Origin of the sequence: Streptomyces sp. NPDC101225, from assembly GCF_044767585.1 — a bacterium.
GTDB lineage: Bacteria > Actinomycetota > Actinomycetes > Streptomycetales > Streptomycetaceae > Streptomyces.
This window is the reverse complement of the sequence record NZ_JBIWOE010000006.1, coordinates 1-26,096: the sequence shown is the minus strand read 5'-3', so window position 1 is coordinate 26,096 and position 26,096 is coordinate 1. Positions and strand designations below refer to the sequence as shown.

Sequence of the window (26,096 nt, the reverse complement as noted above, 5' to 3'; positions counted from 1 at the left end):
GGCGCGCGGACGCGGGGAGGGGCGCATGAACCGGGCCGAGCGCGAGGCGGCGGCACGACGCATCATGGAGCGGGTCCCGCCGCGGGTGCCGCCCGAGCTGTACGGCGACGTCGTACGCCGCGGCGCCCGCAGCCTGCGCCGCAGGAGGGCGGCACGGCGGCTGCTGTGGCTGCTGCTGTGCGCCGCGTGCCTGGCCTTTTTCGTGTGGGCCATGACGGCCCGCCCGTGGGTGGAGCCGCCCTCGCAGACGACTCCCCCGTACACGGGCTGGTGAGGAGGCGGCCCCGGTCAGCCGAGCGCCTGCTGCAGGTCCTCCAGGAGGTCCTCGACGTTCTCGATGCCCACGGAGAGCCGTACGAGATCGGCGGGCACCTCGAGGGCGGAACCGGCCGTGGAGGCGTGCGTCATGCGCCCGGGGTGCTCGATCAGCGACTCGACACCGCCCAGGGACTCGCCGAGCGTGAACACCTTGGCGCGGTTGCAGACCTCGACGGCCGCCTCCTCGCCGCCCTGGACCCGGAACGACACCATGCCGCCGAAGGCCCGCATCTGCTTGGCGGCGACCTCGTGGCCGGGGTGCTCGGGCAGCCCCGGGTACAGGACGCCCGTCACGCGCGCGTGCCGGGTGAGCATGTCCGCGACCTTGGTGGCGTTCGCGCTGTGGCGGTCCATGCGCACGGACAGCGTCTTCGTGCCGCGCAGCACCAGCCACGAGTCGAAGGGGCCGGCGACGGCGCCCATGGCGTTCTGGTGGAACGCCAGCTCCTCGCCGAGCGCCTCGTCGGCGACGATCAGCGCACCGCCGACGACGTCGGAGTGGCCGCCCATGTACTTGGTCAGCGAGTGCACGACGACGTCCGCGCCGAGCGCCAGCGGCTGCTGGAGGTAGGGGGTGGCGAAGGTGTTGTCGACGACGAGCTTGGCGCCCGCGTCCCGCGCGACCTGGGCGAGCGCGGCGATGTCGGTGATGCCCAGCAGCGGGTTGGAGGGGGTCTCCACCCACACCGCCTTGGTCCTCGGGGTGATGGCGGCCCGTACGGCGGAGGGATCGCTGGTGTCGGCGACCGACCACTCCACCCCCCACCGGGCGACGACCTTCGCGAACAGACGGAACGTGCCGCCGTAGGCGTCGTTCGGGATGACCACGTGGTCGCCGGGGCTGAGCAGCGTACGCAGCAGGCAGTCCTCGGCCGCCAGTCCGGACGCGAACGCGAGACCGCGGCGGCCGCCCTCGAGGGCCGCGAGGTTCTCCTCGAGGGCGGTCCTGGTCGGGTTGGCGCTCCGGCTGTACTCGTAGCCGCCGCGCAGACCGCCGACGCCGTCCTGCTTGTAGGTCGAGACCTGGTAGATCGGCGGGACGACCGCGCCGGTGAGGGGATCGGCGGTGTTGCCCGCGTGGATCGCGAGGGTCTCGAAGTGCTGACTGATGTGCCTGTCGCTCATGGGCCCGAGCGTAATGCGCCGCGGGGGCGGGCGTCGGTCCCAGAGGCATGCGCGCCCGCGGGTTTTCCACAGGCCGCCGACCGGGTTGGCCATGTGGCGGTGGTGTCTGGAACGCTTGAGCCATGGAATTTCTCTGGGTCCTGATCGCGCTGGTCATGCTCGGCTTCGTGCTGCTGCCGTTCCTGCGGCGCCGTCGGGGCATGATCGAGCAGGTCCCGGCCGGCCACCCGGACGCCGCCGACCCCGCGAACTACGGATTCGTGCGCGAGGAGGAGCTGGACGTCCGCATGCCCGGCCCCGACCAGGACCTGCTGGACGTCCTGGACCTGGTGCAGCGCACACAGGACTACCGCGCGGCCTCGCAGCTGCTGGCGGGCACGGAGGCCGAGGACGAGCTGCGCTGGCAGCGCGTGCAGGCCTTCGCCGGTGCCGCCTCGCTGGAGCTGCGGCAGCGGCCCGGCGGGGTCGGTGAGATCCCGGGCGGGCAGTGGCTGCGGGTGTGGCGGGCGGAGCAGCCCAAGGACGCGGGCGGCGCGGCCGTGCACGCGGAGTTCCTGGTGCAGCAGGCCTGGCGGACGTCGACGCCGGGCACGGACGAGTTCCGGATCATCATGGAGGAGGCGCGGTCGGCGTGCGGCGACGCGGCGCTGCTCGCTCCCGGCGACCCCGTCCCGTACATCGTGGAGCTGTCGGTGGCCCGCGGACTGGCGTACCCGCGGCCGGAGTTCGAGCAGCTCTGGCTGAAGATCCTGGACCGCGCCCCGACGCACATGGGCGCGCACCTGGCGGCGCTGCACTACTGGTGCGAGAAGTGGCACGGATCGCGGGAGCTGGCGACCTCCTTCGCGGAGGCGGCGGCCGCGCGGGCTCCGCACGGCTCGCTGCTCGCCGCGATGCCGCTCTTCTCGGTCTTCGAGCACCTGCCCGAGGTGAACCTGGTCAGCGGCTTCTACCAGAGCGAGGTCGTGACCAAGGCGGTGCACGGAGCGCTGCACGCGGTCCACTCGGCCCGGCCGGACGACCCGATGTCGGCGCACGTGCGCCATCTCCTGGTCTTCTTCCTGGTGCGCGCCGAGCGCTGGGGCGAGGCCATGAACCAGCTCATACACATCGACGGCCATGTCGGCGCCCTGCCCTGGACCCTGTCGCCCGACCCCGCGGCGGAGTTCGCGGTGTACCGCGCACTGGCGGTCGCGGGCTACGAGGCGAACGGCGGCAGCCCGGCGACGCTGCCGCACTGACGCACCGGGCCCGCGAACCCCCGTCGCCGCGGCAGCCCGCCGGTCCGCCCGGCGCGGCGGGCCGGCCGGGCGCGAACGGTGGCCGGTCCCGGGGCCGGCCGGTCGCGTGCGAGGGGGTGGCTCCGGGCGGGACGCCGGCGGTCAGCCCTCGGTGCGGGCGGGCAGGCGCCAGCCCGGGCGGGGGAAGTGGCAGGTGTAGCCGTCGGGGTAGCGCTCCAGGTAGTCCTGGTGCTCGGGCTCGGCCTCCCAGAAGGGGCCGACCGGCTCCACCTCGGTGACGACCTTGCCCGGCCACAGGCCGGAGGCGTCCACGTCCGCGATGGTGTCCTCGGCGATGCGCTTCTGCTCGTCGTCCACGTAGTAGATCGCCGAGCGGTAGCTGAGGCCGATGTCGTTGCCCTGGCGGTTCTTGGTGCTGGGGTCGTGGATCTGGAAGAAGAACTCCAGGAGCGCGCGGTAGTCGGTCTCCGCGGGGTCGAAGAGGATCTCGATGGCCTCCGCGTGCGTACCGTGGTTGCGGTACGTCGCGTTCGGCACGTCGCCCCCGGTGTATCCGACCCGGGTCGCCGTCACGCCCGGGAGCCGGCGGATCAGATCCTGCATCCCCCAGAAACACCCGCCCGCGAGCACGGCCCTCTGCGTCTGCGCAGCCATGACGACCCTCCATACTTCTCGGTTTGCTGACTCGGGCTACCCGGCTCGCACGAACGGCGTCCTTCGCCCACCCTCCTCAACGCCTCAGGGTTCCCGGCGATTCCGGGCCCGCTCCGTCCCGTCACGTCACCAGGCCGTGCCGGTAGGCGTACACCACCGCCTGGACGCGGTCGCGCAGGTCCAGTTTGGTGAGGATGCGGGAGACGAAGGTCTTGACGGTCTCCTGGCTGATGACGAGGGTGCCGGCGATCTCGCTGTTGGAGAGGCCGTCCGCGATGAGGCGCAGCACCTCCAGCTCGCGGGGGGTCAGCGGGACGTCGTGCGGGGTGCCCTCGGCGGGGCGGATCCGGGCGGCGTACCGGCCGACGAGCCGCCGCGTCACCTCGGGGGCCAGCAGTGCAGCGCCGGTGGCGACCGTGCGGATGCCGTGCAGGAGCTGGGCCGGGGGCGCGTCCTTGAGGAGGAAGCCGCTGGCGCCCGCGCGCAGCGCCTCGTAGACGTACTCGTCCAGGTTGAAGGTCGTCACCACGAGGACCTTCACCGGGTTCGGCACGGTGGCGCCGGCCAGCAGGCGGGTGGCCTCGATCCCGTCGAGCACGGGCATGCGCACGTCCATCACCACGACGTCCGGGAGGAGCCGGCCGGCGAGGTCGACGGCGCTCCGCCCGTCCCCGCACTCACCCGCCACCTCCAGGTCCGGCTGGGCGTCGATGATCGTCACCAGTCCGGTGCGGACCAGTATCTGGTCGTCGCAGACCAGGACCCGGATCGGCGCGGTCCCGCCCCGCTCCCGCATGGAGGTCACGACCGGCTCCGCGCGGGCATCGCCGGGGCCGTCACCGCGGGCTCCGCCCCGCGGGTCCCGCCCGGCGCCCCGGGCCGCCTCACGAGGGACCCCCCGCGGGAATCCGCGCCCGCACGAGGAAGCCCCCGTCCTCCCCCGGGGAGGCGCTGAAGTCGCCGCCCAGGACGTGGACCCGCTCGCGCAGCCCCGCGAGGCCGCGGCCGCTGCCGCCGGGGGACGTGGTGCGCGAGCCCGCGCCGTCCGTGGTGACCTCCACGGTGATCTCCTTCGTGCCGTGGCCGACCTGGACCGAGGTGCGGCTGCCGTGGGCGTGCTTGAGGGCGTTCGTCAGCGCCTCCTGGACGACGCGGTAGGCGACGAGATCGGCGCTGCCGGTGGATGCCGCCGGGGTGCCCTCCTCGGTGAACTCCACCGGCTGGCCGGCCCGGCGGGTCTGCTCGACGAGCGTGAGCAGGCGGCCGACGGCCGGCGTCCGCGCCTCGCCGCCGTGGCCGGGGTCGAGCAGGTCGAGCAGGTGCCGCAGGTCGGTGATGGCCCGGCGGCCGGTGTCCGTGACGGCGGTCAGGGCCTGGTCCAGCCGGTCGGGCGCGGCGGTCAGATAGCGCGCCGCCTCCGCCTGTACCACCATCGCCGTGACATGGTGGGTCACCACGTCGTGCAACTCGCGGGCGATACGGTCGCGTTCGACGGCGCGGGTGTCCTCGGCGACACGGCGGCGGCGTTCCGCCTCCGCGGCCCGGCCGGCGCGCAGCCACGCCCCGGCGCCCCAGCCGAGCGTCGCCAGCAGGTAGAACGTCACGAACTCGGTCGCCGGCTCGCCCGAGCCGAGCCGGGAGAGCGCGACCGCCAGCACCACGTACGCCGCGGAGAACAGCAGCGCGCCGGCGCGCCGGCGCCGCCGCAGATGAAGTCCCGTACTCACCAGGGCGATCAGCAGCGCGGTGCCCGCGACGAGGTGGTAGCCGCGCAACTGGTCGGCGGCGAAGCCGAGCGAGACCAGCGTGAGACAGAGCGCCGGCCACCGCCGGCGCACGGCGAGCGGCAGGCACTCCAGGGCGAGGACCGCGGCGGCCCACGCGTCGAAGGGGCGGTCCGCGACGCCGCCGAGCCGGGTCCCGTGCCGCTGGAACACCGGCAGCAGGGAGGCGGCGAGGAGCAGCACCCCGAGCGGGAGGTCCCGGACCGTGACGCCGAGCCGGCGCCATCGGTCCGGGAACCGCCGAAGAGCGATCACCGGGAAACTGTAGCGGCCGCGTCAACCCCGTTGGCCTTACGGCGACTTGGCACCAGGTGGCCGCGGCGGCGGGCCAGCCGCAGGAACACGGTCGCCGCCAGCGCTCCGAACAGCACCGCGTACAGGCTGCCCTCCGGGCCGAAGTCGCCGCCGGTGAGCAGCGGGGAACCCGACACCGAGGCGTCCAGCAGTCCCTGCTTGGTGCCGTTGCCGGAGACCTCGGTGCTGAAGATGCCCGACTCGGCGAAGTTCCAGCCGAGGTGCAGGCCGATCGGCAGCCACAGGCTGCGGGTGGCCACGTACGCCGCCCCGAGCATGCCGCCCGCCTCGATCGCGACGGCGACGGCGCCCCACAGGGTCGCGTCGGGGTTGAACAGGTGCATCAGTCCGAACAGCGCGCCGGTCAGGGTCAGCGCGATCCAGGTGCCGAGGCGTTCCTGGGCGATCCGCAGCAGGACGCCGCGGAAGAGCAGTTCCTCGGTCACGGCGGCCGCGGCCATGAGGCCGGCCGCACCCACCGTGCCGCTCACCGAGCCCAGGCCGTGGACGTCGTAGTCCCCGAGCAGTGCGAGGTTCAGGATGACGGCGCCGAACAGCGCCACGCCGAGCAACGCGCCGCGGCCGACGGCGGCCCTGGCGCCCTCCCGCGCGAGTTCCGTGACCGGGCGGTGCTCGGTCCGCCGTACCACCCACCGGTAGACGAGCACCGCCAGCACGGCGGTCGACGCGCCCAGGACCAGGGTGAGGAACGCGTTGTCCTGCACCGCCGCGACGCTCTGCCCGCCGAGGAACGCGACGGCCGCCACGGCCGCCAGCTGCCAGATCAGCCTCATGAACATCCCCTCCGCACCATCCGCGGCCGGAGCGCCGCGGCTGCCCCGAACGCTAGGGATCCGGCGGCCCGGGATCGTCACCGTGCGGTGGACACCTGCGGGTAGCTCGCACGGGGGACGGACCCGGCCGCGCCGTCCTCCCGCGGCGGGTCCGGCCACGCGGACGGGGTGCCCGCCGCGTCACGTCGCGCGGCGCTGCTCCTGGACGGCCTGCATGAGGTCCTCCATGGCGGACCGGGCCTCGTGGTCGCGCCGTTCGTCGATCGCGGCGAGGGCGGCGGCCGCGGCCTCCCGGATCCGGTGGGGCAGCCCGTCGGCGGCCGTGAGCCGGTAGGCGGCCTTGCGGCGCGCGACGCGTTCGGCGGCGTCCACCGCGTCGGGGCCGGACAGCGGGAAGACGGCGGCGCGGTAGGCCGAGATCCCGAGCACCATCATGTCCGCGATGCCGTCGGCGTATCCGAGCGCGGCGGCCCTGCCCTGGCCCTGCCGAATGGTCGCGATGATCCGGCGCCGGGACAGGACGGTGCCCACCGCCCCGCCGCCGCCCAGGGAGAGGGCGCAGGTCACGGCGAGGAACGGACCGTCCCAGGCATAGCCGGTGAAGCCTCCGAGGATCGCCAGCGCGACGGTCCACGCGGCCGCTGTCCGGGCACTTATCTGCTCGGCTGTGGTGTCCATGGCGGCAGTCTTCCAGCCGGTGGCCGCCGCACCGGCGCGGGGTGGACCGCGGGCGGCGGGGCCGTCAGCCGGCGCCGGCCGGAAGCACCTGCACCGTGTCCCCGACGGGCCGTTCGCCCGCCGCGTCCGAGGGGTGGTCGGCGAGGACGCCGCGCACGGCCATCGTGGTGGAGCCGCCGCCGTCCAGGTTCAGGGCCTGCACGGCGCCGAGGGAGCGCATGAACCGGGCTTCCTCGTGGAGCGTGAAGCCCTCGCTGCCGTCGGTCCGGCGGCCGTCGACCGTGGCCAGGATCAGCCGGCCCCTGCCGTCGACGCCCGCCATGGTGCGCGGCTGGCGGGTGTCGGCCCGGGCGTAGCCGAAGGAGAGGTCCCGCGGGTCCACCACGCCCTCGGCCGCGGCGTCGATGTCGATACGGCCGTTCCTCACCAGGGTGGGCGCCGCGCTCACGACGGAGTCGCCGCCGTCGCGTTCGACGCGGCGGCCGGCCGTGTCGCGGACGTCCTCACGCACGAGGACGCGCCGTCCGGGGACGGCGTGCTCGGTCAGCCAGGTCGCGGCGGTGGCGATGCCCTGCAGCACGCTCCCGCCCGCCGGCACGCGTCCGCCCCGCGCGCCCGCCGAGACCACCCGGCCGGCCTTGTCCAGCACGGCCTGCACGCCGGAGCCGGTGGGCAGGTCCGCGCCGAAGGCGGGGGTGAAGCGGACCGGATCGTCGGTGAGCCGGCAGGTCACGTCCTGCCGGGGGTGCCCGCTCGGGGTGGCGCCGGGGCGGCCGCGGTCGCGTACCAGCGACGGGACGCGGTCGCGCACGATCGCTCCTCGGGCCGCCCCGGACACCGTGGCACGCCGAGGGCCCCGGCAGCTCGTGCCGGGGCCCTGGGTTCACCCGCGCCGATCGGTCGTGCCGGTCAGATCGTCGCGGTGTCGATCACGAACCGGAAGCGGACGTCGCTGGCGAGCACGCGCTCGTAGGCCTCGTTGATCTGGTCGGCGCGGATCAGCTCGATCTCGGCGCCGAAGCCGTGCTCGGCGCAGAAGTCCAGCATCTCCTGGGTCTCCCGGATGCCGCCGATGCCGGAGCCGGCGAGGGTCTTGCGGCCGCCGATCACCGAGAAGAGGTTGAGCCTGACGGGCTCCTCCGGGGCGCCGACGTTCACGAAGGCGCCGTCCGTCTTCAGCAGGGCCAGGTACGCGTCCAGGTCCAGCGGGGCCGAGACGGTGGAGAGGATCAGGTCGAAGCTGCCCTTGAGGTCCTGGAAGGTCTGCTCGTCGCTGGTCGCGTAGTAGTGGTCGGCGCCCAGCTTCAGGCCCTCGTCCTTCTTGCGCAGGGACTGCGAGAGCACCGTGACCTCGGCGCCCAGCGCGTGCGCGATCTTGACGCCCATGTGGCCGAGGCCGCCCATGCCGAGGACGGCGACCTTCTTGCCGGGGCCGGCGTTCCAGTGGCGCAGCGGGGAGTAGGTGGTGATGCCGGCGCACAGCAGGGGCGCGGCGACGTCGAGGGAGAGGCCGTCGGGGACGCGGACGACGAAGTTCTCGTCGACGACGACCTTCTGCGAGTAGCCGCCGTAGGTGGGCTCGCCGTCCTTGCCGACGGCGTTGTACGTGCCGACGTTGCCGCCCAGGCAGTACTGCTCCAGGCCGGCCAGGCAGTTCTCGCAGGTGCGGCAGGAGTCGACCATGCAGCCGACGCCCACGCGGTCGCCGACGGCGAACTTGGTCACACCGGGGCCGACCTCGGAGACGATGCCGGCGATCTCGTGGCCCGGGACCATCGGGAAGATCGCCTCGCCCCAGCCCTCGCGGGCCTGGTGGATGTCCGAGTGGCAGATGCCGGCGAACTTGATGTCGATCAGGACGTCGAACTCGCCGACCGGCCGCCGCTCGATGGTGGTGCGCTCCAGGGGAGCCTTCGCGGCGGGTGCGGCGTACGCAGCAACAGTGGTCATGCCGAGGGGTCTCCTAGCAGTGGTTACCGCCCGGCTGCCTTCCGACCGGGCATGTCCCCGAGCCTGCTGGATCGCGCGCCGTCCACCCAGCCCACGGCTTTGCGTACGTCTGCCGTGCCTACCACCGACGGGGTCAGGATGGTGGGCGTACGACGGTGAATACTTGACGTATGGACGAACAGCCCGAACCCGTGCGGGAGCCCTCCGCGGCTCTGGACCGGCGTGCCGAGCTCAGCGAGTTCCTGCGCACCCGGCGGGCCCGGCTGAAGCCGGAGGACGTGGGGCTGCCGGACTTCGGACGGCACCGCCGGGTGCCGGGCCTGCGGCGCGAGGAACTGGCGCAGCTGGCGGGCGTCTCGGTGGCGTACTACACGCGCCTGGAGCAGGGCAACGGGCGCAACGTGTCGGCGGAGGTGCTCGACTCCATCGCGCGGGCGCTCCGGCTGACCGGCGCCGAGCACGCCCACCTCACCCACCTCGCGAAGCCGAAGCAGCACAAGAAGAAGCCGCCACCGCGCACCCAGCAGGTGCGGGGGGCGCTGCGGCAGCTGCTGGACACGATGGACGGCTCGGTGCCGGCGTACGTCTCCGGACGGCGCTCGGACATCCTTGCCTGGAACGGCATGGCGGCGGCCGTCTTCGGCGACTGGTCGCAGCTGCCCGCGCAGGAGCGGAACTGGGCCCGGCTGGTGTTCCTGAAGCCCGAGTACCGCGATCTCTACGTGGAGTGGGAGCAGAAGGCGCACGACATGGTCAGCTTCCTGCGGATGGAGGCGGGCTGCTACCCGGACGATCCGCGGCTGTCCGCGCTGGTCGGCGAACTCTCCGTGAAGAGCGAGGAGTTCAGGCGGCTGTGGGCCACGCACGACGTCAAGGAGAAGAGCTACGGCGTCAAGCGGCTGCGCCATCCGCTGGTGGGCGAGCTGACCCTGAGCTTCGAGTCGTTCCGGGCGGCCGACGACGACGGACTGGCGCTGACCACGTACCACGCCGAACCGGGGACACCGTCGGCCGAGGCGCTCAGACTGCTGGCGAGCTGGGGAGCCGACGCGACCCGGGCGGGCCGGTCGGCGTAGGACCGCGGCCCGCCGGCGTTCGCGGCAGCACGGACCGCCCGCCGGAGGCTGCGCCTGCGGCGGGCGGTTCGCTGTCGGCCCACCCGGCCTGGGGGATCAGGCACGTCAGGGGCGGGCGGCAGGAGCTACGCTCCCGCGTTCTCCTTGACGGTGATCCTGCCCTTGCGGATCGTCGCCAGGCGCGGGGCCTTCTTCGCGATGGCGGAGTCGTGGGTGACCATGACGAAGGTCAGCCCGAGCTCCTTCCACATGCGCTCCAGCACCTCCATGATCTCGTCGCGCATCGACTCGTCGAGATTGCCGGTGGGTTCGTCGGCGAGCAGCACCTTCGGCTCCTTCACCAGCGCCCGGGCGATGGCGACGCGCTGCTGCTGGCCTCCGGACATCTCGCCGGGCAGATGCCCGAGGCGTTCGCCGAGGCCGACCGACCGCAGGGCCTCGGCCGCCCGTTCGCGGCGGTCCCTCGTCTTCACCCCCAGGGGTACGAGGGCGGTCTCCACGTTCTCCTGGGCGGTGAGGGTGGGGATGAGGTTGAAGCTCTGGAAGACGAAGCCGATGTTCTCGCTGCGGACCCTCGTGAGGCGGGCCTCGGACAGCTTCGCCACGTCGGTCCCGTCCAGGACGACCTCACCGGCGGTGGGTCGGTCCAGGCCGCCGAGCATCTGGAGCAGGGTGGACTTGCCGCCGCCGGTGGGGCCCTGGATGACGAGGCGGTCCCCGTCCGCGATGGCGAGGTCCACGGAGTCCAGGGCGGTGACGGTGTCCTTGCCCCGGGTGTAGCGCTTGGTGACGCCTCTGAGTTCGTACATGGGTGGCTCCTGGTGGGTTCGTGGGTGGGATGCCGGGCGGGGCGCTACTCGACGCGCCGCAGCGCGTCCGCGGGGCGCAGCCGTGAGGCCCGCCAGCCGCCGAAGGCACCCGCGATCAGACCGCCCGCCACCGCGAGCGCGACCGCCAGGGCGATGGTCGTGAGGCTCACCGGCGCGGTCAGCGCGACCTCCAGGGTCTTCGCCGCCCGCCGGCCGCCGCCGAAGCCGCCGCCGGGACCGCCGTTGCCGCCGCCGGCCGCGCCGCCCAGGCTGGCCTGGAGCGTGGGGCTGATGGCGGTGACGACATAGGCGCCAGCGAGGCCCAGCGCGATACCGAGGACGCCGCCGACCAGGCCGTTGACGACGGCCTCGCCGACGACCTGCCGGGTCACCCGGCCCGACTTCCAGCCCAGCGCCTTGAGCGTGCCGAACTCGCGCACCCGGCGGGAGACGGCCGAGGAGGTGAGCAGTCCGGCGACCAGGAAGGCGGCCACCAGCACGGCGATGGACAGCCACTTGCCGACGTTGGTGGCGAGGGAGGACGCCGTCGACAGGGAGCCGGAGACGGTGTCCGCGAGGTCGGCGGAGGTGGTGACGGTCGTGCCCGAGACGTTCTTCTGGATGGTCGCCTTGACCGCCGAGATCTGCTGGGAGTCGGTCGCCTTGACGTAGATCGTGGTGACCTTGTTCTTCTGGCCGGCCAGCGTCTGGGCCTGCTTCAGGGGCATGTACAGGTTGGCCGCCGAGTCACCGCTGTCGGCCGTCGCGATGCCGATGACCTGGTACTTGACCTTGTTGATGGTGACGCTCGAACCGACCTTGTACTTCTTCTCCTTGGCGTACGCCGAGTCGGCCACCAGCACCTTGGCGTCGGTCTCGGTCGTCTTGAAGGTACGGCCGCTGGTGATCTTCGAGGAGGTCAGCGGGCCGAGTCCGGCCTGGCTGACGTCGGTGCCGTAGACCGAGAAGGAGTTGACGTCGAAGTCGGCGCCGCCGCCCTTCACCTCGCCCTGCGGCCGGCCACCGCCGCGCGCCCCGCCGCTGCCGGGCTTCTGCTGGAACTGGCCGCGGGTGAACTGGCCGTTGATCTTGACGACGTTGAGGCTCAGCCCGCCGACGGCGGACGAGACGCCCTTCTGGTCACCGACCTTGGAGACGGTCGTGGACGAGAGCGTGGTGAAGCCCTGCACCATGACCCGGTCGCTGCTCTGCTTCGAGTCGTCGTCGTTGCCGCGCGCGTCGAACTGGAAGCGCGGGCGCTGCGAGCTGGAGGCGGACGGTGTCGCGGCCTTGGTGACCGTCATGTCCGTGCCCAGTCCGTAGAGCGACTGGAGGACCTTGTCCTGCGCCTTCCCCATGCCGTTGGACACGGAGTTGACCACGATGACCAGCGCGATGCCCAGCGCGAGCCCGGAGGCGACGACGAGGGCCGCCTTTCTGCGGCGGCGCAGTTCGCGCCTCAGGTAGGTGAAGAACATGGCCGCAAGGTAGGGACGGCGCGTGATGCTTGGATAAGGCCGACATAAGAGATGCATGAGAAGCCTGTGGCTGCCCCCTGCACAGGCCCGGAAACACCGATGCCGCCCCTGAGGGCGGCATCGGAAAGCTGTGCGCCGGCGGTGGGTCAGGCGGCCGAACCGGCCTTCCAGGCCGACCAGCTGAGGTTCCAGCCGTTGAGGCCGTTGTCCGGCTGGACCGTCTTGTCACCGGTGTTGGAGACGACCACGACGTCACCGACGATCGAGTTGCTGTAGAACCAGTACGCCGGGGTGCCCTTGTCGTTGGCGCCCTTGGTGTCCGACAGGCCCACGCAGCCGTGGCTGGTGTTCACGCTGCCGAAGACCGACTTCGCGCCCCAGTAGTTGCCGTGGATGAAGGTGCCGGAGCTGGTGAGGCGGATGGCGTGCGGCACGTCCTTGATGTCGTACTCGCCCTTGCCGTCGTCGTCGGTGAAGCCCACGGTCGCGCCGTTCATGCGCGTCTCCTTGAACTTCTCGGACATGACCATGGTGCCGTTGTAGGTCTTGTGCTCCGGCGAACCGGCCGAGATCGGGATGGTCTTGATCGTCTTGCCGTCCTGCGTGACCTTCATCTGCTTGGTCTTGGCGTCGACGTAGGAGACCTGGTTGCGGCCGATGTGGAAGGTGACCGTCTTCTGCTGCACGCCGTAGACACCGGAGGCGCCCTCGACACCGTCGAGCGCGAGCTTCAGCGTGACGGTGGAGTTCTCCTTCCAGTAGTTCTCGGGGCGGAAGTCGAGGCGGTTGGCGCCGAACCAGTGGCCGACGACCTCCTGGCCGCTGCTGGAGGAGACCGTGATGCCCTTCTGGACCGCGGCCTTGTCGGTGATGGCCTTGTCGAAGTTGATCGACACCGGCATGCCCACGCCGACGGTCGAGCCCTGCTCCGGCGTGAAGTTGCCTATGAAGCTGTTGGCCGGCGAGACCGTGGTGAACGAGGCGTTCTCGTGCGCGACGCGGCCGTCGGCGTCCTTGGCCTCGGCGGCGACCTTGTAGGTGGTCGAGCGCTCCAGCTGGGCGCTGGGCTTCCAGCTGAGCTTGTCCGCGGACAGCTGGCCGGCCACCGCGGTGCCGTCGGCGGTCTTCATCGTCACACCGGTGAGCGTGCCCTTGGCGACGGTGACGGCGGCCGAGTTGTTGATGGAGGCGTTGTTCGAGCCGTCCTTCGGCGTGATCTTGATTTCGGCCTCGGAGGACTTCTTGGCCGCCGCCTCGTCGGCCTTGGCCTGCGAGGTGTCCTTGCCCTTGGTGCCCGAGGCGTCACCGCCGCCGCCACCGGAACACGCCGTAAGGGCCAGAACCCCGCCGAGCAGTGCGGACGCGACCGTCAGGCCGTTGCGCCGCTTACTGTTCGTCATCACACGCTTCTCCATCGTTGCCGATTCCCCGGAAAACACGACCAGTCCCCGTTGAAGAACTTCAACGCTACGACCGGTTCGTCCCGTTCCACAGAGCCCGGATGTGTGGGGCACGCCACGTCGGACGGGGCGGGTGGTGCGGGAAACGGTCAGCGCGTCGCTTGAGACGACGAAAACCCGGGCGGTGGTTGCCGCCCGGGGCCACGCAAGTCCCGAGCCGCCGGAGGCCGATGCCGGCCCCGCCGCCCTCGTCGTCGTACGCATCATCCTCGCCCTGGTCCCCGTCCGGCGAATCGGGGTCGTGCCGGCGGCCCCGCAGGCCACGCGGCCCGTGCGAGCCCCGCCCCCGGCACGGTGTTGACCAGGCCGAACGGATCCACCACGAACGCCGGGGCCTCCGCGGTGTCTTACGTCACAGCCTCCTCGGCGTGCGCGCCCGCTCGCCGTCCGCGCCGGGGTCGCCGATCCCGACGGACGGTTCCACCCCCCGGAGGCGGACAAAACGTGATGTCTCCTGCGTGTTCAGGCCCGGAGCCCAAGGCCCGTCGCTCCCGTGACTTTCCTGTGACCCACGCCTTTCACTAACATCGCCCCACACGGCCAATTCGCCAGCGCCACAAGGGGATCGATATTCCGTGTCATCCGCTCGCCGTCCGTTGCTGACCGCCACCGCCGCAGGGACCCTCCTGTGCGCCCTGTGGTTCGTTCCCTCCGCCAACGCGAGCGGGGAGCAGCCGGCGGGATCAGCACCCGCGACGACCCCGGCCTCCGAGGTCACCACCCAGGCACGGGTGGCGTCGACGACCGCGGACACCTCCGCCGAGGACACCCAACTCGCCGACACCGGAAGCTTCGACACCACTCCCTACGTCATCGGCGGCACCCTCTTCCTCGGGGTCGGCGCCGGCTTCGTGGTGTATTCGGTACGCCGGGAACGCCTCGGCTTCTGAGCGCGTACGACGCGAGGGGCCCTGCCGGGTGCGGCAGGGCCCCTCGCGTCCGCTACGGCTACCGCAGCGGGCCGGTGACGCCCTCCACCGCCGCGACCAGGCGCCCGTCCCGCACGAAGGCGTCCGCGGCGGCGAGGTCGGGGGCGAGGAACCGGTCCGGGCCGGGCCCCCGGACGCCCGCCGCCCGGGCGGCCGCGATGGCCGCCTGCGAGGCGGGGGCCGGGGCCAGGCCCTCGCGCAGCTCGATGGCGCGGGTGGCCGCGTACAGCTCGACGGCGACCACACGCGTGAGGTTGTCGACGGCGGTGCGCAGCTTGCGGGCGGCCGACCAGCCCATGGAGACGTGGTCCTCCTGCATGGCGGAGGAGGGGATCGAGTCGGCGGACGCCGGCACGGCCAGCCGCTTCAGCTCGCTCACCAGCGCGGCCTGCGTGTACTGGGCGATCATCAGCCCCGAGTCGACGCCCGCGTCGTCGGCCAGGAACGGCGGCAGTCCGTGGCTGCGGTTCTTGTCGAGCAGCCGGTCGGTGCGGCGCTCGGCGATGGAGGCCAGGTCGGCGGCGGCGATGGCGAGGAAGTCGAGGACGTAGGCCACCGGGGCGCCGTGGAAGTTGCCGTTGGACTCGACCCGCCCCTCCGGCAGCACGACGGGGTTGTCCACCGCGGAGGCCAGTTCGCGCTCGGCGACCGTGCGGGCGTGCGCCATGGTGTCCCGGCCGGCCCCGGCGACCTGCGGGGCGCAGCGCACCGAGTAGGCGTCCTGGACGCGCGGAGCGTCGTCCTGGTGGTGCCCGGTGAGCTCCGAACCCTTCAGCACGGCGAGCATGTTGGCGGCCGAGGCGCCCTGCCCGGGGTGCGGGCGGATGGCGTGCAGCTCGGGGGCGAGGACCTTGTCGGTGCCGAGCAGCGCCTCCAGGCTGAGGGCGGCGGTGATGTCGGCCGACTTGTAGAGCCGGTCCAGGTCGGCGAGGGCCATGATCAGCATGCCGAGCATGCCGTCGGTGCCGTTGAGCAGCGCGAGGCCCTCCTTCTCGCGGAGCTCGACGGGGGCGATGCCGTGCTCGGCGAGCAGCTCGCCGGCGGGGCGGACCGTGCCGTCCGGGCCCTCCGCCTCCCCCTCTCCCATGAGCGTCAGGGCACAGTGCGACAGGGGCGCGAGGTCACCGGAGCAGCCGAGGGAGCCGTACTCGTGGACGACCGGAGTGATCCCGGCGTTGAGGACGTCGGCCATGGTCTGCGCGACCTGGGGCCGGACGCCGGTGTGCCCCGAGCAGAGGGTCTTGAGCCGCAGGAACATCAGGGCCCGCACGACCTCCCGCTCCACGCGCGGCCCGAGGCCCGCCGCGTGCGAGCGGACGATGTTGCGCTGCAGCTGGGCACGCAGCTCCTGGCCGATGTGCCGGGTCGCCAGCGCCCCGAAGCCGGTGCTGACGCCGTAGACCGGCTCGGGCTTGGCCGCCAGCGCGTCCACGATCTCGCGGGCCGCGGCGAGCGCCGCGACCGCCTCCCCCGACAGCTCGATCCGGGCTCCGCCGCGCGCCACGGCGAGCACGTCGGACGCGGTCACCCCGGACGTCCCCACCACCACAGTGTGCATATCCATATTCAGGAGCGTACGCAGTGAAGACGAAGATGTCACTACTGGGTCGGCGTTACGCCCCTTACCGGATCGGGCGCGCCGGCCGGGTCAGCTCCGCCCCCGGAACTGCCGCCGCTCCGCGGGATCCTGGACCGAAGGGGTGTCGACCAGCCGCATCACCGGATCGTCGGGACCCTCCCGGCCCGCCACCACCGGCCGGTCCGCGCGGAGCGCCTTCGCGCGGTACTGGGCGGCGTCCGCAAGCCGGAACAGCCGGCGGGCGGACCGCACCGGCCCGATCGGGTCCCCCGTGGAGGCCACCCCGCAGGCGACCCCCTCCCCGAGCTCCAGCTCCGCCGCGCGGCGGCACAGCTCGTCGGCCGCCTTGACGGCCTCGTCGGCGGACGGGCCGACCGCCAGCAGGCAGAACTCGTCGCCGCCGAGCCGCGCGGCCAGCGCCCCCGGCAGCATCGCCCCGCACAGCGAGAGGACCGAGCCGAAGCGTTCGAGGAGGCGGTCGCCGACGGCGTGACCGCGGGTGTCGTTGACCTGCTTGAGGCCGTTGAGGTCGCAGACGACGAGGCTGACGACCGTGCCGTCCGCGCGGTGCGCCTCGACGGCCTCGTCCAGCTTCCCGTCGACCGCCCGGCGGTTGGCGAGCCCGGTGAGCGCGTCGGTGTAGGCGAGCCGCCGCACCTCCTCCAGCCGCTCGGCCTGGGCGATCCCGGCGGCCACGACGGCGGCCAGGACGGTGGCGAAGTCGGCGTCGGCCCGCTCGAAGACGGGAGCCCCGGCCGGCCGGGCGACGTAGAGCTCGCCCCACGCCCGCCCGTGCAGCACGATCGGCGCGACGACACAGCTGCCGCGACCGCGCCGACGCAGCGCGGCGACGCGCTGGTGGACGTAGCCGGGACGGCCGCCCGCGGCGGGCCCCCGCGCCGTCTCCACCCAGGCGTCGGGCTCACCGCCCCCGGCCCACCGCTCGTGCAGGAACTCGGTGATCTCGGGGAACTGGTGCACGGGGTAGGACTCGTCCTCGGGGAACTCGTCCTCCCCCTCGGCCCGCTCCCCCACGTTCACGAGGACCCGCAGCCGGCCGAGCTCCCGCTCCCACACCGACAGCGCGGCGAAGCTCCCGCCCAGCGCGCGGCAGGCGCCGGCCGCCGCCGCGCGCCATGCCTCGTGCGACCCGTGCGCGGCCGCCATCCCCTGCGCCAGCGCGACCACGGCCGCGAGCCGCTTGTCCTCACCCATCACTCCAGGTTAGGGATGTTTGGGGCGTTTCGGGTCATTGGTACGGCGGTGGGGTGAGCGACACCGGGTCCCGGCCCGGCACCGCTACTCCCCGGGCCAGTGCGGCTTCCGCTTCTCGTTGAACGCCGCCACGCCCTCCGCCCGGTCCCCCGAGAACGCCACCGACCGCCACGCGGCGTCCTCGACCTCCAGGCCGGCCCGCAGATCGAGCCCGTGCCCCAGCCGCAGGGCACGCTTGGCGGCCCGCAGCCCGACCGGCGAGTGCGCACCGATCCGCGCGGCCAGCGCCAGCGCCTCCTCCCGGTCCCGCCCCTCCTCCACCAGCTCGTCGACGAGCCCGAGCTCCCGCGCCTCGGCGGCCTCCAGGCGCCGCGCCGAGAAGATGAGCTCGGCCGCCCGCGCCGCTCCCACCCGCCGCGGCAGCAGCTGCGTACCGCCGCCGCCCGGGATGACGCCCACCGACACCTCGGGCAGCCCCACCACGGCCGTGCGGTCGGCCACGATCAGGTCGCACGACAGCGCCAGCTCGAAGCCGCCGCCCAGGGCGAAGCCGTGCACGGCGGCGATCGTCGGCACGGGCAGGTCGAGGACCCCGGTGTAGGCCGCCCGCGCGAGGGGCCGCTGCCGGACCAGATCGAGGTCGGTGAAGGAGTTCCGCTCCTTCAGGTCGGCGCCGACGCAGAACGCCCGCTCGTGCGTGGAGGTCAGCACGACGACACGTACGTCGCGGTCCGCGGCCAGCGCCGCGCACGCGTCGGCGATCGAACGGGCCATCCCGGTCGAGACGGCGTTCATGGCCTTGGGCCGGTCCAGGACGAGCTCGGCGACGTGCCCGGCACCCTCGCCCTCGTCCCGCCGCACCACCACGAACTCCCCGAACCGCTCCTCACCCATGACGCCCTCCGGTTAACGCGGGTTAACAAGTCTCGGCCCGATCATCGCAGGGTTTCCGTCCGCTGTCCCCGTTCGGGTGACATCACCGCGACTCCCGCCCCGGCGCCCACGGCAGCGCGTAGCGTGCCTGCGCCACGGCGCGCAGGGGGCGCAAGCGCACACGAGCCCGACGGGGAGGGGTCATGATGACGGAGGCACCGGCGGGACGCGGCAGGCATCGCAGGCCCCGCCCCCGCAAGGTCCTGTTCGCCGTCGGCGGGCTGGCGCTGGCCGCCGGCGCGCTGAGCCTGGTGCGGATGGCGCCGGAATCGGGGGGCGGCGGGATCGGCACCGCGGAGGCCGATCCGCGTCAGGACCCGGGCCCGGGAACCGCCCGGTCGGGCAACACGACCGCCACCGTCGAGGCCGTACCGAGAGCGAGCGGGTCCGCGGCGTCCGTGCTCGGCGGGGTCAGCACCACACCGACGGCGGGCGCGAGCGTCCTGCCCCTGCCGGCCACCACGACGGCGCCGGAGGACCCGCCGGCCGCCCCCGGCGCCTACCCCACGACCGTCCCCGAGGCGCCGAACACCCCGACGGCCCCGGCCACCGTCCAGGCGCCGGGCACGACGGCCCCGGCGCCCCGACCGACCCCGACCCCGACGCAGGGCGGGACCACACCTCCGCCCGCACCGGAGCCCGGCCCCGGCGTGGGCCTGTGCGTACCGCTCGTCGGCCTGTGCGTGGGCGCGCTCACCGACGCGGACGGCTGAACGCGGCCGCGCACACGCACCACCGGACAGCCAGGACCTTCGCAACGGCTCCTAGCGGACCTCGCTCCGCCGTGTCAGCAGCCACGGCTCCACCACGCCCAGGCCACGCACCGGCCGCTGCCACATCGGCTGGAGCGCGAAGCGGTACGTCGGCGGCTCCTCGCCCTCCTTCTCCGCGGCGGCCGCGGCCTCGGCCGCCGCGGCCTCGGAGGCGGGGGCCTCCCCGGTGCGGATGAGCTCCTGGGCGAAGTCGCTGTCGACGAGGACGGCGTCGCGCGGAGCTATCGACGTCAGCCGGGAGGCGAGGTTCACCGTCGTACCGAACACATCGCCCATACGAGTGGTCACCGTGCCGAAGGCGATGCCGACGCGCAGCTCGGGCATCGTCTCGTCGTTCGCCATCGTCTCTATCAGGCGCAGCGCGATCTCGGCGGCGACCCCGGAGTCGTCCGCCGCGTACAGCACCTCGTCGCCCAGCGTCTTGACCAGCCGGCCGCCGTGCGCGGCGACCAGGTCGGCGGCGGTGGTCTCGAAGGCCTCGACGAGCTCGCCGAGTTCCTCCTCCTCCATCCGGCGGGTGAGGCGGGTGAAGCCGACGAGGTCCGCGAAGCCGACGGCCAGGCGGCGGTCGACCATCTCCTCGTCGTCGGCGGCCTGCACCACCCGGCCGGCCGAGGCGGCGAGCTGGCGCCGCCAGACGTAGACGAGGAACTCCTCCAGCTCGGGCAGGAGCAGCTCGACGATCGGGTACGTCACCTCGGTGCGGGTCATCCCCGGCTCGGGCGGCTCGGTCAGGCCCTCCAGGAAGGAGTCGATCTGCCACTCGGCCAGCCGGGCCGTGGTCTGCCCGGTGGAGCGGGCCACCTGCACCGCCATGGCCTCGCTCAGCAGTCCCGCCTCCACCAGACCGGACAGCCGGCGCAGCGCGAGCACGTCGGCCTCGGTGAGCGCCTTGGCCTGCCCGATGTCGGCGAAGCCCATCGCGCGCCAGAAGCGGGTGGCCAGCTCCACGGAGACGCCGGCGCTGCGCGCCGCCTGAAAGGGGGTGTAGCGTCGCTCGGCGCCCAGGATCAGATGCTCCAGACGCAGAGCGAGCGGGTCGTCGCCGGGGTCGGCGGCATGGGGGTCCACCCGGCCGTCCGGGTCCGAACCGGATCCCGTGTCGTCGACGGTCACGCCTGCTGCCCTTCCGATCTGCCACGGTCAGGTATCGACCGGCCTCAACTGTACGGCAGGTGTGCGGTAGCTCACTCCCGCCCGTCACGCGCAGCCGCAGGCAGCCGTACCCCCCACCCTGTGCTAGGCGGGCCTCAGGTGCACGATGTCGCCCGCCCCGACGGGCTCCTGTACCCCGTTCTCGGTCGCGATCACCAGCCGGCCGTCGCCGTCGATCGCCACCGCCTCACCGGTGATCGCCCGTTCGCCCGGCAGCTCCGCCCGTACCACCCGTCCCAGCGTCGCGCAGCCGGCCGCGTACGTCTCCTGCAGTCCGCAGGCCGCCGGGTCGCCGCCGGCCTCGCGCCAGCGCCCGTACCACTCGGCCAGGGCGCGCAGCACCGCCCTGAGCAGCGGATCGCGGTCGGTGCTGACCGCCCCGGCCAGCGCCAGCGAACCCGCCTGCGGGACGGGCAGTTCCGTCTCCCGCAGGGTGACGTTGATGCCGACCCCGACGACCACGCCGCCGTCCCCGGCCCGCTCGGCGAGGATGCCGCCCGCCTTGCGCTCCTCGCCGCCGATGGAGACGAGCAGGTCGTTGGGCCACTTGAGTGCCGTGTCCACGCCCGCGGAGCGGGACAGTCCCGTCGCCACGGCGACCCCGGTGAGCAGCGGGAGCCAGCCCCAGCGGGCGACCGGCACCTCGCCCGGCTGCAGAAGGACGGAGAAGAACAGTCCCGAGCGGGCCGGCGCCGTCCACTCCCGGTCCAGGCGGCCCCGCCCCGAGGTCTGCTCCTCGGCGATCAGGACCGAGCCCTCGGCCGCCTTGCCCGCCTCGGCCAGGGCGACCAGGTCGGAGTTGGTGGAGCCGGTGCTGGGCACCACCTCCACGTCACGCCACAGCCCGCCCTCGTGCACCAGGCCGCGGCGCAGCGCGTTGGCGTTGAGGGGAGGCCGGTCCAGATCGGACCAGCGGCTGTCGTCTGAAGCATCTCGCGGCGTCATGCAAGCCACCCTAGGTGTGTGAAACGCCGCACTGCTGTTTCGTAGGCCCCCTACTACTCTACGGATGAGTAACCGTCCCCCCTTTTGAGCAGGCAGGGAGCCGCATCCCGATGTCCGAGCCGGAAGAGCGTCAAGAGATCCCAGGGATCGACATCCACACCACCGCGGGCAAACTCGCGGATCTCCAGCGCCGTATCGAGGAAGCGACGCACGCCGGCTCCGCACGCGCCGTCGAGAAGCAGCACGCCAAGGGCAAGTTGACGGCCCGTGAGCGGATCGAGCTGCTGCTCGACGAGGACTCGTTCGTGGAACTCGACGAGTTCGCCCGGCACCGCTCGACCAACTTCGGCCTGGAGAACAACCGCCCCTACGGCGACGGCGTCGTGACCGGCTACGGCACGGTCGACGGCCGCCCCGTCGCCGTGTTCTCCCAGGACTTCACCGTCTTCGGCGGCGCGCTGGGCGAGGTCTACGGCCAGAAGATCGTCAAGGTCATGGACTTCGCGCTGAAGACCGGCTGCCCGGTCATCGGCATCAACGACTCCGGCGGCGCCCGCATCCAGGAGGGCGTGGCCTCGCTCGGCGCGTACGGCGAGATCTTCCGCCGCAACACCCACGCCTCCGGCGTGATCCCGCAGATCAGCCTGGTCGTCGGTCCGTGCGCGGGCGGCGCGGTCTACTCCCCGGCGATCACCGACTTCACGGTGATGGTCGACCAGACCTCGCACATGTTCATCACCGGCCCGGACGTCATCAAGACCGTCACCGGCGAGGACGTCGGCTTCGAGGAGCTGGGCGGCGCCCGCACCCACAACTCCGCCTCCGGCGTGGCCCACCACATGGCCGGCGACGAGAAGGACGCCATCGAGTACGTCAAGCAGCTGCTGTCGTACCTGCCGTCCAACAACCTCTCCGAGGCCCCGGCCTACCCCGAGGAGGCCGACCTCGCCGTCACCGGCGAGGACCTGGAGCTGGACGCCCTCGTGCCGGACAGCGCGAACCAGCCCTACGACATGCACACCGTCATCGAGCACATCCTCGACGACGCCGAGTTCTTCGAGACGCAGCCGCTGTTCGCGCCGAACATCCTCACCGGCTTCGGCCGCGTCGAGGGCCACCCGGTGGGCATCGTCGCCAACCAGCCCATGCAGTTCGCCGGCTGCCTGGACATCAAGGCGAGCGAGAAGGGCGCGCGCTTCGTGCGCACCTGCGACGCCTTCAACATCCCCGTCATCACCTTCGTCGACGTCCCCGGCTTCCTGCCGGGCGTCGACCAGGAGCACGACGGCATCATCCGCCGCGGCGCCAAGCTGATCTACGCCTACGCCGAGGCGACGGTCCCGCTGATCACCGTCATCACCCGCAAGGCCTTCGGCGGCGCCTACGACGTCATGGGCTCCAAGCACCTGGGCGCCGACCTCAACCTCGCCTGGCCGACCGCCCAGATCGCCGTCATGGGCGCCCAGGGCGCCGTCAACATCCTGCACCGCCGCACCATCGCCGAGGCCGACGCCGCCGGCGGCCTGGAGGCCACCCGGGCCCGGCTGATCCAGGAGTACGAGGACGCCCTCCTCAACCCCTACATCGCGGCCGAGCGCGGCTACGTCGACGCGGTGATCATGCCGTCCGACACCCGCGCCCAGGTCGTCCGCGGCCTGCGCCAGCTGCGCACCAAGCGCGAGTCGCTGCCGCCCAAGAAGCACGGCAACATCCCCCTCTAGCCCGGCAGGGAGCCGTCATGAACATCAAGGTCGTACGGGGCAACCCCACCCCGGAGGAGCTCGCCGCCGCCCTGGCGGTGGTCCGCGCCCGCGCCGCGGCGCAGGCCTCCGTCCCGCCCGGCGCGACACGGGACCGCGACACCTGGTCCGACCCGTCCCGCATCGCCTCGCACCGCCTGCCCCAGCCGGGCCCGACCTCCTGGGCCCGCACCTACTGGCCCGGGTAGGGCAATGCCGGGCGCCAACTTGAGTACCCGTACTCAGGCGCCCGGCCCGCGCCCGCAGCACGCTGGAGGCATGCTGTGGTCGGACCCCGAGAACGAGCCGCCGAAAGAACTGCGCGACACGCAGGACATGCTGCGGCGGCTCGGTCTCCTCATGGCTCTGGCCATGGTCCTGGCGATGATCGTCGTCGGGCTGAGGTAGCCCCCGGCCCGGCTCGCGGAGCGACCCCGCGCGACTACCCTGACCGCATGACAGACGCGTCCCGCCGCCGCCTCATCCTCGCCTCCCAGTCCCCCGCCCGGCTGAATCTGCTGCGCCAGGCCGGCCTCGAACCGGAGGTCGTCGTCAGCGGTGTCGACGAGGACGCCGTGACCGCCCCCTCCCCCGCCGAACTCGCCCTCGCCCTCGCCGAGGCCAAGGCGTCCGTCGTGGCGGCCCGGCCGGACGTGCACGGCGCCCTGGTCATCGGCTGCGACTCCGTGCTCGACCTGGACGGCGCGGCGCTCGGCAAGCCGGCCGACGCCGAGGAGGCGACGGCCCGGTGGAAGGCGATGCGCGGGCGTGCGGGCACACTCCAGACCGGCCACTGCGTCTACGACACGGCCACCGGCCGGTACGCGTCCGCCACCGCCTCCACCGTCGTCCGCTTCGGCGAGCCCACCGACGAGGAGATCGCCGCCTACGTCGCCTCGGGCGAACCCCTCTACGTGGCGGGGGCGTTCACCCTCGACGGCCGCAGCGCGCCGTTCATCGAGGGCATCGACGGCGACCACGGCAACGTCATCGGCATCAGCCTGCCCCTGGTCCGCCGGCTGCTCGCCCGGCTGGGCGTGGGCATCACGGAGTTGTGGGCGCCGGCGGAGAAGTGACGGGCGAGCTCCCGCCGTCCTTGCCGCCGTCCTGGCCGCCGTTGTCGCCGTCGTCGTTCTCCGGGGGCGCCGCGGGCGCGGCCGCGTCCGTCGGCTCCGCCGGGCTGTCGTAGGTCATCAGCAGCAGCACGAGGAGCCCCAGCACGACCACCATGAACAGGAACGCGCCCCAGCCCACCAGCCCCCAGGCGAACGCCCCGAGCAGCGCGTGCACCACGGCCGCGCTGATCAGCAGGATGCGCCCGAAGCCGGCCGGCGGGCGGTTGCGCAGGGCCACGAGCAGCGCCACCAGGCCGCACAGGGCGAAGTAGAGCCCGAAGACGATCCCGCCGATCTTCGAGGAGTTCGCCATCATGTCGGAGTCGAGTCCGGCCAGGGACATGTCCTGACGGTCGACCACGATCCCCAGGAACCAGTTGAGCGCGGCGACTCCGAACGCCTCCACGAAGAGCACGATCGCCACGACCCATGCCACCGGTCTGCGTACCACCGGTTTCCCACCCACCTTCGACCGCCGCACCCGAACGGGCCGGGCGCGGCTGCTGTTACCCCAAGTACGTCCCGGACATCGTGAACGCTACTAACGGGTAAACCCCGGGACAAGGGTTCTGCGGAGGGCAAAGATTCGTTGGGCCATTCGTAGGGACTCCACAAAGAAACCGAGTGGCCCGCAGCACGCTCTCACAGAGACCTTGACCACATGGGAGAGCTAGGGTTTCCCGGAGGAGTCCTGCGTGCCACGGCGCGACAAGGGCTTTCGCGGGTCGAGCGAGCCTCGTATCACGCTCCGTGTGGGCAAGCTCACCATTGGGGACGGGTCGTAGTGCCGTGTAGCCAGTCCCTAAACTCGGCTTGTTTCAAGGAGGGAGCCTCAATCGTGCGCAAGGTGCTCATCGCCAACCGTGGCGAAATCGCTGTCCGCGTGGCCCGGGCCTGCCGGGATGCCGGGATCGCGAGCGTGGCCGTCTACGCGGACCCGGACCGCGACGCTCTGCACGTCCGTGCCGCGGACGAGGCGTTCGCCCTGGGCGGTGACACCCCGGCCGGCAGCTACCTGGACATCGGCAAGGTCCTGGCCGCCGCCCGCGAGTCGGGCGCGGACGCCGTCCATCCCGGCTACGGCTTCCTGTCGGAGAACGCCGAGTTCGCCCAGGCCGTCCTGGACGCCGGCCTGACCTGGATCGGCCCGCCCCCGCAGGCCATCCGCGACCTCGGCGACAAGGTCGCCGCCCGGCACATCGCCCAGCGCGCCGGCGCCCCCCTGGTGGCCGGCACCCCCGACCCCGTCTCCGGGGCCGGGGAGGTCGTCGCCTTCGCCCGCGAGCACGGCCTGCCCATCGCCATCAAGGCCGCCTTCGGCGGCGGCGGCCGCGGCCTGAAGGTCGCCCGCACCCTGGAGGAGGTCCCCGAGCTGTACGACTCCGCCGTACGCGAGGCGGTCGCCGCCTTCGGCCGCGGCGAATGCTTCGTCGAGCGCTACCTCGACCAGCCCCGCCACGTGGAGACCCAGTGCCTGGCCGACACCCACGGCAACGTGGTCGTCGTCTCCACCCGCGACTGCTCCCTGCAGCGCCGCCACCAGAAACTGGTCGAGGAGGCCCCCGCCCCCTTCCTGTCCCAGGACCAGCTGGCCGAGCTGTACGCCTCCTCCAAGGCCATCCTCAAGGAGGCCGGCTACGTCGGCGCCGGCACCGTGGAGTTCCTCGTCGGCGCGGACGGCACCATCTCCTTCCTCGAGGTCAACACCCGCCTGCAGGTCGAGCACCCGGTCACCGAGGAGGTCGCCGGCCTCGACCTGGTCCGCGAGATGTTCCGCATCGCCGACGGCGAGCCACTCGGCTACGACGACCCCGAGCTGCGCGGCCACTCCTTCGAGTTCCGCATCAACGGCGAGGACCCCGGCCGCGGCTTCCTGCCCGCCCCCGGCACCGTCACCCGCTTCGCCCCGCCCACCGGGCCCGGCGTACGCCTGGACGCCGGCGTCGAGTCCGGCAGCGTCATCGGCCCCGCCTGGGACTCCCTGCTCGCCAAACTGATCGTCACCGGCGCCACCCGCGAACAAGCCCTCCAGCGCGCCGCCCGCGCCCTGGA

The 26,096-nt window shown here is 72.9% G+C and carries 27 protein-coding genes; 10 read left to right on the top strand and 17 right to left on the bottom strand.

Annotation, left to right across the window (positions count from 1 at the left end):
• The first annotated feature begins 25 nt into the window (after window positions 1–25).
• Complete coding sequence (locus ACIRPX_RS10700) at window positions 26–274, top strand: hypothetical protein (protein WP_404191318.1); 249 nt, start codon at window positions 26–28, stop codon at window positions 272–274.
• Window positions 275–288: 14 nt separating this feature from the next.
• On the opposite strand, the gene ACIRPX_RS10695 is transcribed toward ACIRPX_RS10700, so the two are convergent.
• Window positions 289–1,443, bottom strand: coding sequence for a cystathionine gamma-synthase (locus ACIRPX_RS10695; protein ID WP_404191316.1), 1,155 nt, complete (start codon window positions 1,441–1,443; stop codon window positions 289–291).
• A gap of 122 nt (window positions 1,444–1,565) precedes the next feature.
• On the opposite strand from ACIRPX_RS10695, the gene ACIRPX_RS10690 reads away from it, so the two are divergent.
• A complete protein-coding gene (locus ACIRPX_RS10690; RefSeq protein ID WP_404191313.1) occupies window positions 1,566–2,684 on the top strand; it encodes a hypothetical protein in 1,119 nt (372 codons plus the stop codon).
• A gap of 141 nt (window positions 2,685–2,825) precedes the next feature.
• Here the strand turns inward: ACIRPX_RS10690 and msrA are convergent, their stop codons facing one another.
• The 7 genes from msrA to ACIRPX_RS10655 form a co-directional block, all read right to left on the bottom strand.
• Entirely contained in the window at window positions 2,826–3,338 is a 513-nt protein-coding gene (msrA, locus tag ACIRPX_RS10685) for a peptide-methionine (S)-S-oxide reductase MsrA (protein WP_404191310.1), read from the bottom strand.
• 121 nt (window positions 3,339–3,459) lie between these two features.
• Complete coding sequence (locus ACIRPX_RS10680; protein WP_404192123.1) at window positions 3,460–4,134, bottom strand: response regulator; 675 nt, start codon at window positions 4,132–4,134, stop codon at window positions 3,460–3,462.
• Between the two features lie 88 nt (window positions 4,135–4,222).
• A complete protein-coding gene (locus ACIRPX_RS10675) occupies window positions 4,223–5,377 on the bottom strand; it encodes a sensor histidine kinase (RefSeq protein WP_404191308.1) in 1,155 nt (384 codons plus the stop codon).
• A complete protein-coding gene (locus ACIRPX_RS10670; protein WP_404191305.1) occupies window positions 5,374–6,210 on the bottom strand; it encodes a lysostaphin resistance A-like protein in 837 nt (278 codons plus the stop codon). The genes ACIRPX_RS10675 and ACIRPX_RS10670 overlap by 4 nt, the downstream gene beginning before the upstream one ends.
• 180 nt (window positions 6,211–6,390) lie before the next feature.
• Window positions 6,391–6,888, bottom strand: coding sequence for a hypothetical protein (locus ACIRPX_RS10665; RefSeq protein WP_404191302.1), 498 nt, complete (start codon window positions 6,886–6,888; stop codon window positions 6,391–6,393).
• 64 nt (window positions 6,889–6,952) lie between these two features.
• On the bottom strand, window positions 6,953–7,699 hold the full coding sequence (locus tag ACIRPX_RS10660; protein ID WP_404191299.1) for a phosphodiester glycosidase family protein: 747 nt from the start codon (window positions 7,697–7,699) through the stop codon (window positions 6,953–6,955).
• Window positions 7,700–7,797: 98 nt separating this feature from the next.
• Window positions 7,798–8,838, bottom strand: coding sequence for an NAD(P)-dependent alcohol dehydrogenase (locus ACIRPX_RS10655; protein WP_404191297.1), 1,041 nt, complete (start codon window positions 8,836–8,838; stop codon window positions 7,798–7,800).
• Between the two features lie 170 nt (window positions 8,839–9,008).
• Here ACIRPX_RS10655 and ACIRPX_RS10650 point away from each other — a divergent pair, with 170 nt between their 5' ends.
• Window positions 9,009–9,914 carry a helix-turn-helix domain-containing protein gene (locus tag ACIRPX_RS10650; RefSeq protein WP_404191295.1) on the top strand — a complete coding sequence of 302 codons (906 nt, stop codon included), beginning with the start codon at window positions 9,009–9,011 and terminating at the stop codon, window positions 9,912–9,914.
• Window positions 9,915–10,039: 125 nt separating this feature from the next.
• Here ACIRPX_RS10650 and ACIRPX_RS10645 read toward each other — a convergent pair whose 3' ends face one another.
• From ACIRPX_RS10645 to ACIRPX_RS10635, 3 genes are all read right to left on the bottom strand, one after another.
• Window positions 10,040–10,723 carry an ABC transporter ATP-binding protein gene (locus ACIRPX_RS10645; RefSeq protein ID WP_404191292.1) on the bottom strand — a complete coding sequence of 228 codons (684 nt, stop codon included), beginning with the start codon at window positions 10,721–10,723 and terminating at the stop codon, window positions 10,040–10,042.
• 44 nt (window positions 10,724–10,767) lie between these two features.
• A complete protein-coding gene (locus ACIRPX_RS10640) occupies window positions 10,768–12,201 on the bottom strand; it encodes an ABC transporter permease (RefSeq protein WP_404191289.1) in 1,434 nt (477 codons plus the stop codon).
• Between the two features lie 146 nt (window positions 12,202–12,347).
• Entirely contained in the window at window positions 12,348–13,616 is a 1,269-nt protein-coding gene (locus ACIRPX_RS10635) for an Ig-like domain-containing protein (protein WP_404191287.1), read from the bottom strand.
• A 620-nt stretch (window positions 13,617–14,236) separates the two neighbouring features.
• Here ACIRPX_RS10635 and ACIRPX_RS10630 point away from each other — a divergent pair.
• Entirely contained in the window at window positions 14,237–14,551 is a 315-nt protein-coding gene (locus tag ACIRPX_RS10630) for an LPXTG cell wall anchor domain-containing protein (protein ID WP_404191284.1), read from the top strand.
• A gap of 58 nt (window positions 14,552–14,609) precedes the next feature.
• On the opposite strand, the gene hutH is transcribed toward ACIRPX_RS10630, so the two are convergent.
• The 3 genes from hutH to ACIRPX_RS10615 form a co-directional block, all read right to left on the bottom strand.
• A complete protein-coding gene (gene hutH, locus ACIRPX_RS10625) occupies window positions 14,610–16,148 on the bottom strand; it encodes a histidine ammonia-lyase (protein WP_404192121.1) in 1,539 nt (512 codons plus the stop codon).
• Between the two features lie 90 nt (window positions 16,149–16,238).
• Window positions 16,239–17,384 (bottom strand): diguanylate cyclase domain-containing protein, encoded by a 1,146-nt coding sequence (locus tag ACIRPX_RS10620; RefSeq protein ID WP_404191281.1) that lies wholly within the window; start codon window positions 17,382–17,384, stop codon window positions 16,239–16,241.
• 84 nt (window positions 17,385–17,468) lie between these two features.
• The gene (locus ACIRPX_RS10615; protein ID WP_404191279.1) at window positions 17,469–18,278 is read right to left on the bottom strand and encodes an enoyl-CoA hydratase/isomerase family protein; all 810 of its coding nucleotides are present in this window, start codon (window positions 18,276–18,278) and stop codon (window positions 17,469–17,471) included.
• 182 nt (window positions 18,279–18,460) lie between these two features.
• Between ACIRPX_RS10615 and ACIRPX_RS10610 the strand changes: the two genes are divergently transcribed.
• A complete protein-coding gene (locus tag ACIRPX_RS10610; RefSeq protein WP_404191276.1) occupies window positions 18,461–19,030 on the top strand; it encodes a hypothetical protein in 570 nt (189 codons plus the stop codon).
• A gap of 51 nt (window positions 19,031–19,081) precedes the next feature.
• Here the strand turns inward: ACIRPX_RS10610 and ACIRPX_RS10605 are convergent, their stop codons facing one another.
• A complete protein-coding gene (locus ACIRPX_RS10605; protein ID WP_404191274.1) occupies window positions 19,082–20,206 on the bottom strand; it encodes an adenylate/guanylate cyclase domain-containing protein in 1,125 nt (374 codons plus the stop codon).
• A gap of 123 nt (window positions 20,207–20,329) precedes the next feature.
• Complete coding sequence (locus ACIRPX_RS10600) at window positions 20,330–21,190, bottom strand: biotin--[acetyl-CoA-carboxylase] ligase (RefSeq protein WP_404191271.1); 861 nt, start codon at window positions 21,188–21,190, stop codon at window positions 20,330–20,332.
• A 110-nt stretch (window positions 21,191–21,300) separates the two neighbouring features.
• Between ACIRPX_RS10600 and ACIRPX_RS10595 the strand changes: the two genes are divergently transcribed.
• The 4 genes from ACIRPX_RS10595 (at window position 21,301) to ACIRPX_RS10580 (ending at window position 24,005) form a co-directional block, all read left to right on the top strand.
• Window positions 21,301–22,911 (top strand): acyl-CoA carboxylase subunit beta, encoded by a 1,611-nt coding sequence (locus tag ACIRPX_RS10595; RefSeq protein ID WP_404191269.1) that lies wholly within the window; start codon window positions 21,301–21,303, stop codon window positions 22,909–22,911.
• 17 nt (window positions 22,912–22,928) lie between these two features.
• Window positions 22,929–23,138 (top strand): acyl-CoA carboxylase subunit epsilon, encoded by a 210-nt coding sequence (locus tag ACIRPX_RS10590; protein WP_404191266.1) that lies wholly within the window; start codon window positions 22,929–22,931, stop codon window positions 23,136–23,138.
• A gap of 70 nt (window positions 23,139–23,208) precedes the next feature.
• The gene (gene mmpB, locus ACIRPX_RS10585) at window positions 23,209–23,337 is read left to right on the top strand and encodes a morphogenic membrane protein MmpB (protein WP_404191263.1); all 129 of its coding nucleotides are present in this window, start codon (window positions 23,209–23,211) and stop codon (window positions 23,335–23,337) included.
• Window positions 23,338–23,384: 47 nt separating this feature from the next.
• Entirely contained in the window at window positions 23,385–24,005 is a 621-nt protein-coding gene (locus ACIRPX_RS10580; protein ID WP_404191261.1) for a Maf family protein, read from the top strand.
• On the opposite strand, the gene ACIRPX_RS10575 is transcribed toward ACIRPX_RS10580, so the two are convergent.
• Window positions 23,974–24,495, bottom strand: coding sequence for a hypothetical protein (locus tag ACIRPX_RS10575; RefSeq protein WP_404191259.1), 522 nt, complete (start codon window positions 24,493–24,495; stop codon window positions 23,974–23,976). The two genes, ACIRPX_RS10580 and ACIRPX_RS10575, sit on opposite strands and share 32 nt — an antisense overlap.
• A gap of 387 nt (window positions 24,496–24,882) precedes the next feature.
• On the opposite strand from ACIRPX_RS10575, the gene ACIRPX_RS10570 reads away from it, so the two are divergent.
• A partial coding sequence (locus ACIRPX_RS10570; RefSeq protein ID WP_404191255.1) for an acetyl/propionyl/methylcrotonyl-CoA carboxylase subunit alpha occupies window positions 24,883–26,096 on the top strand: 1,214 nt, incomplete at its 3' end.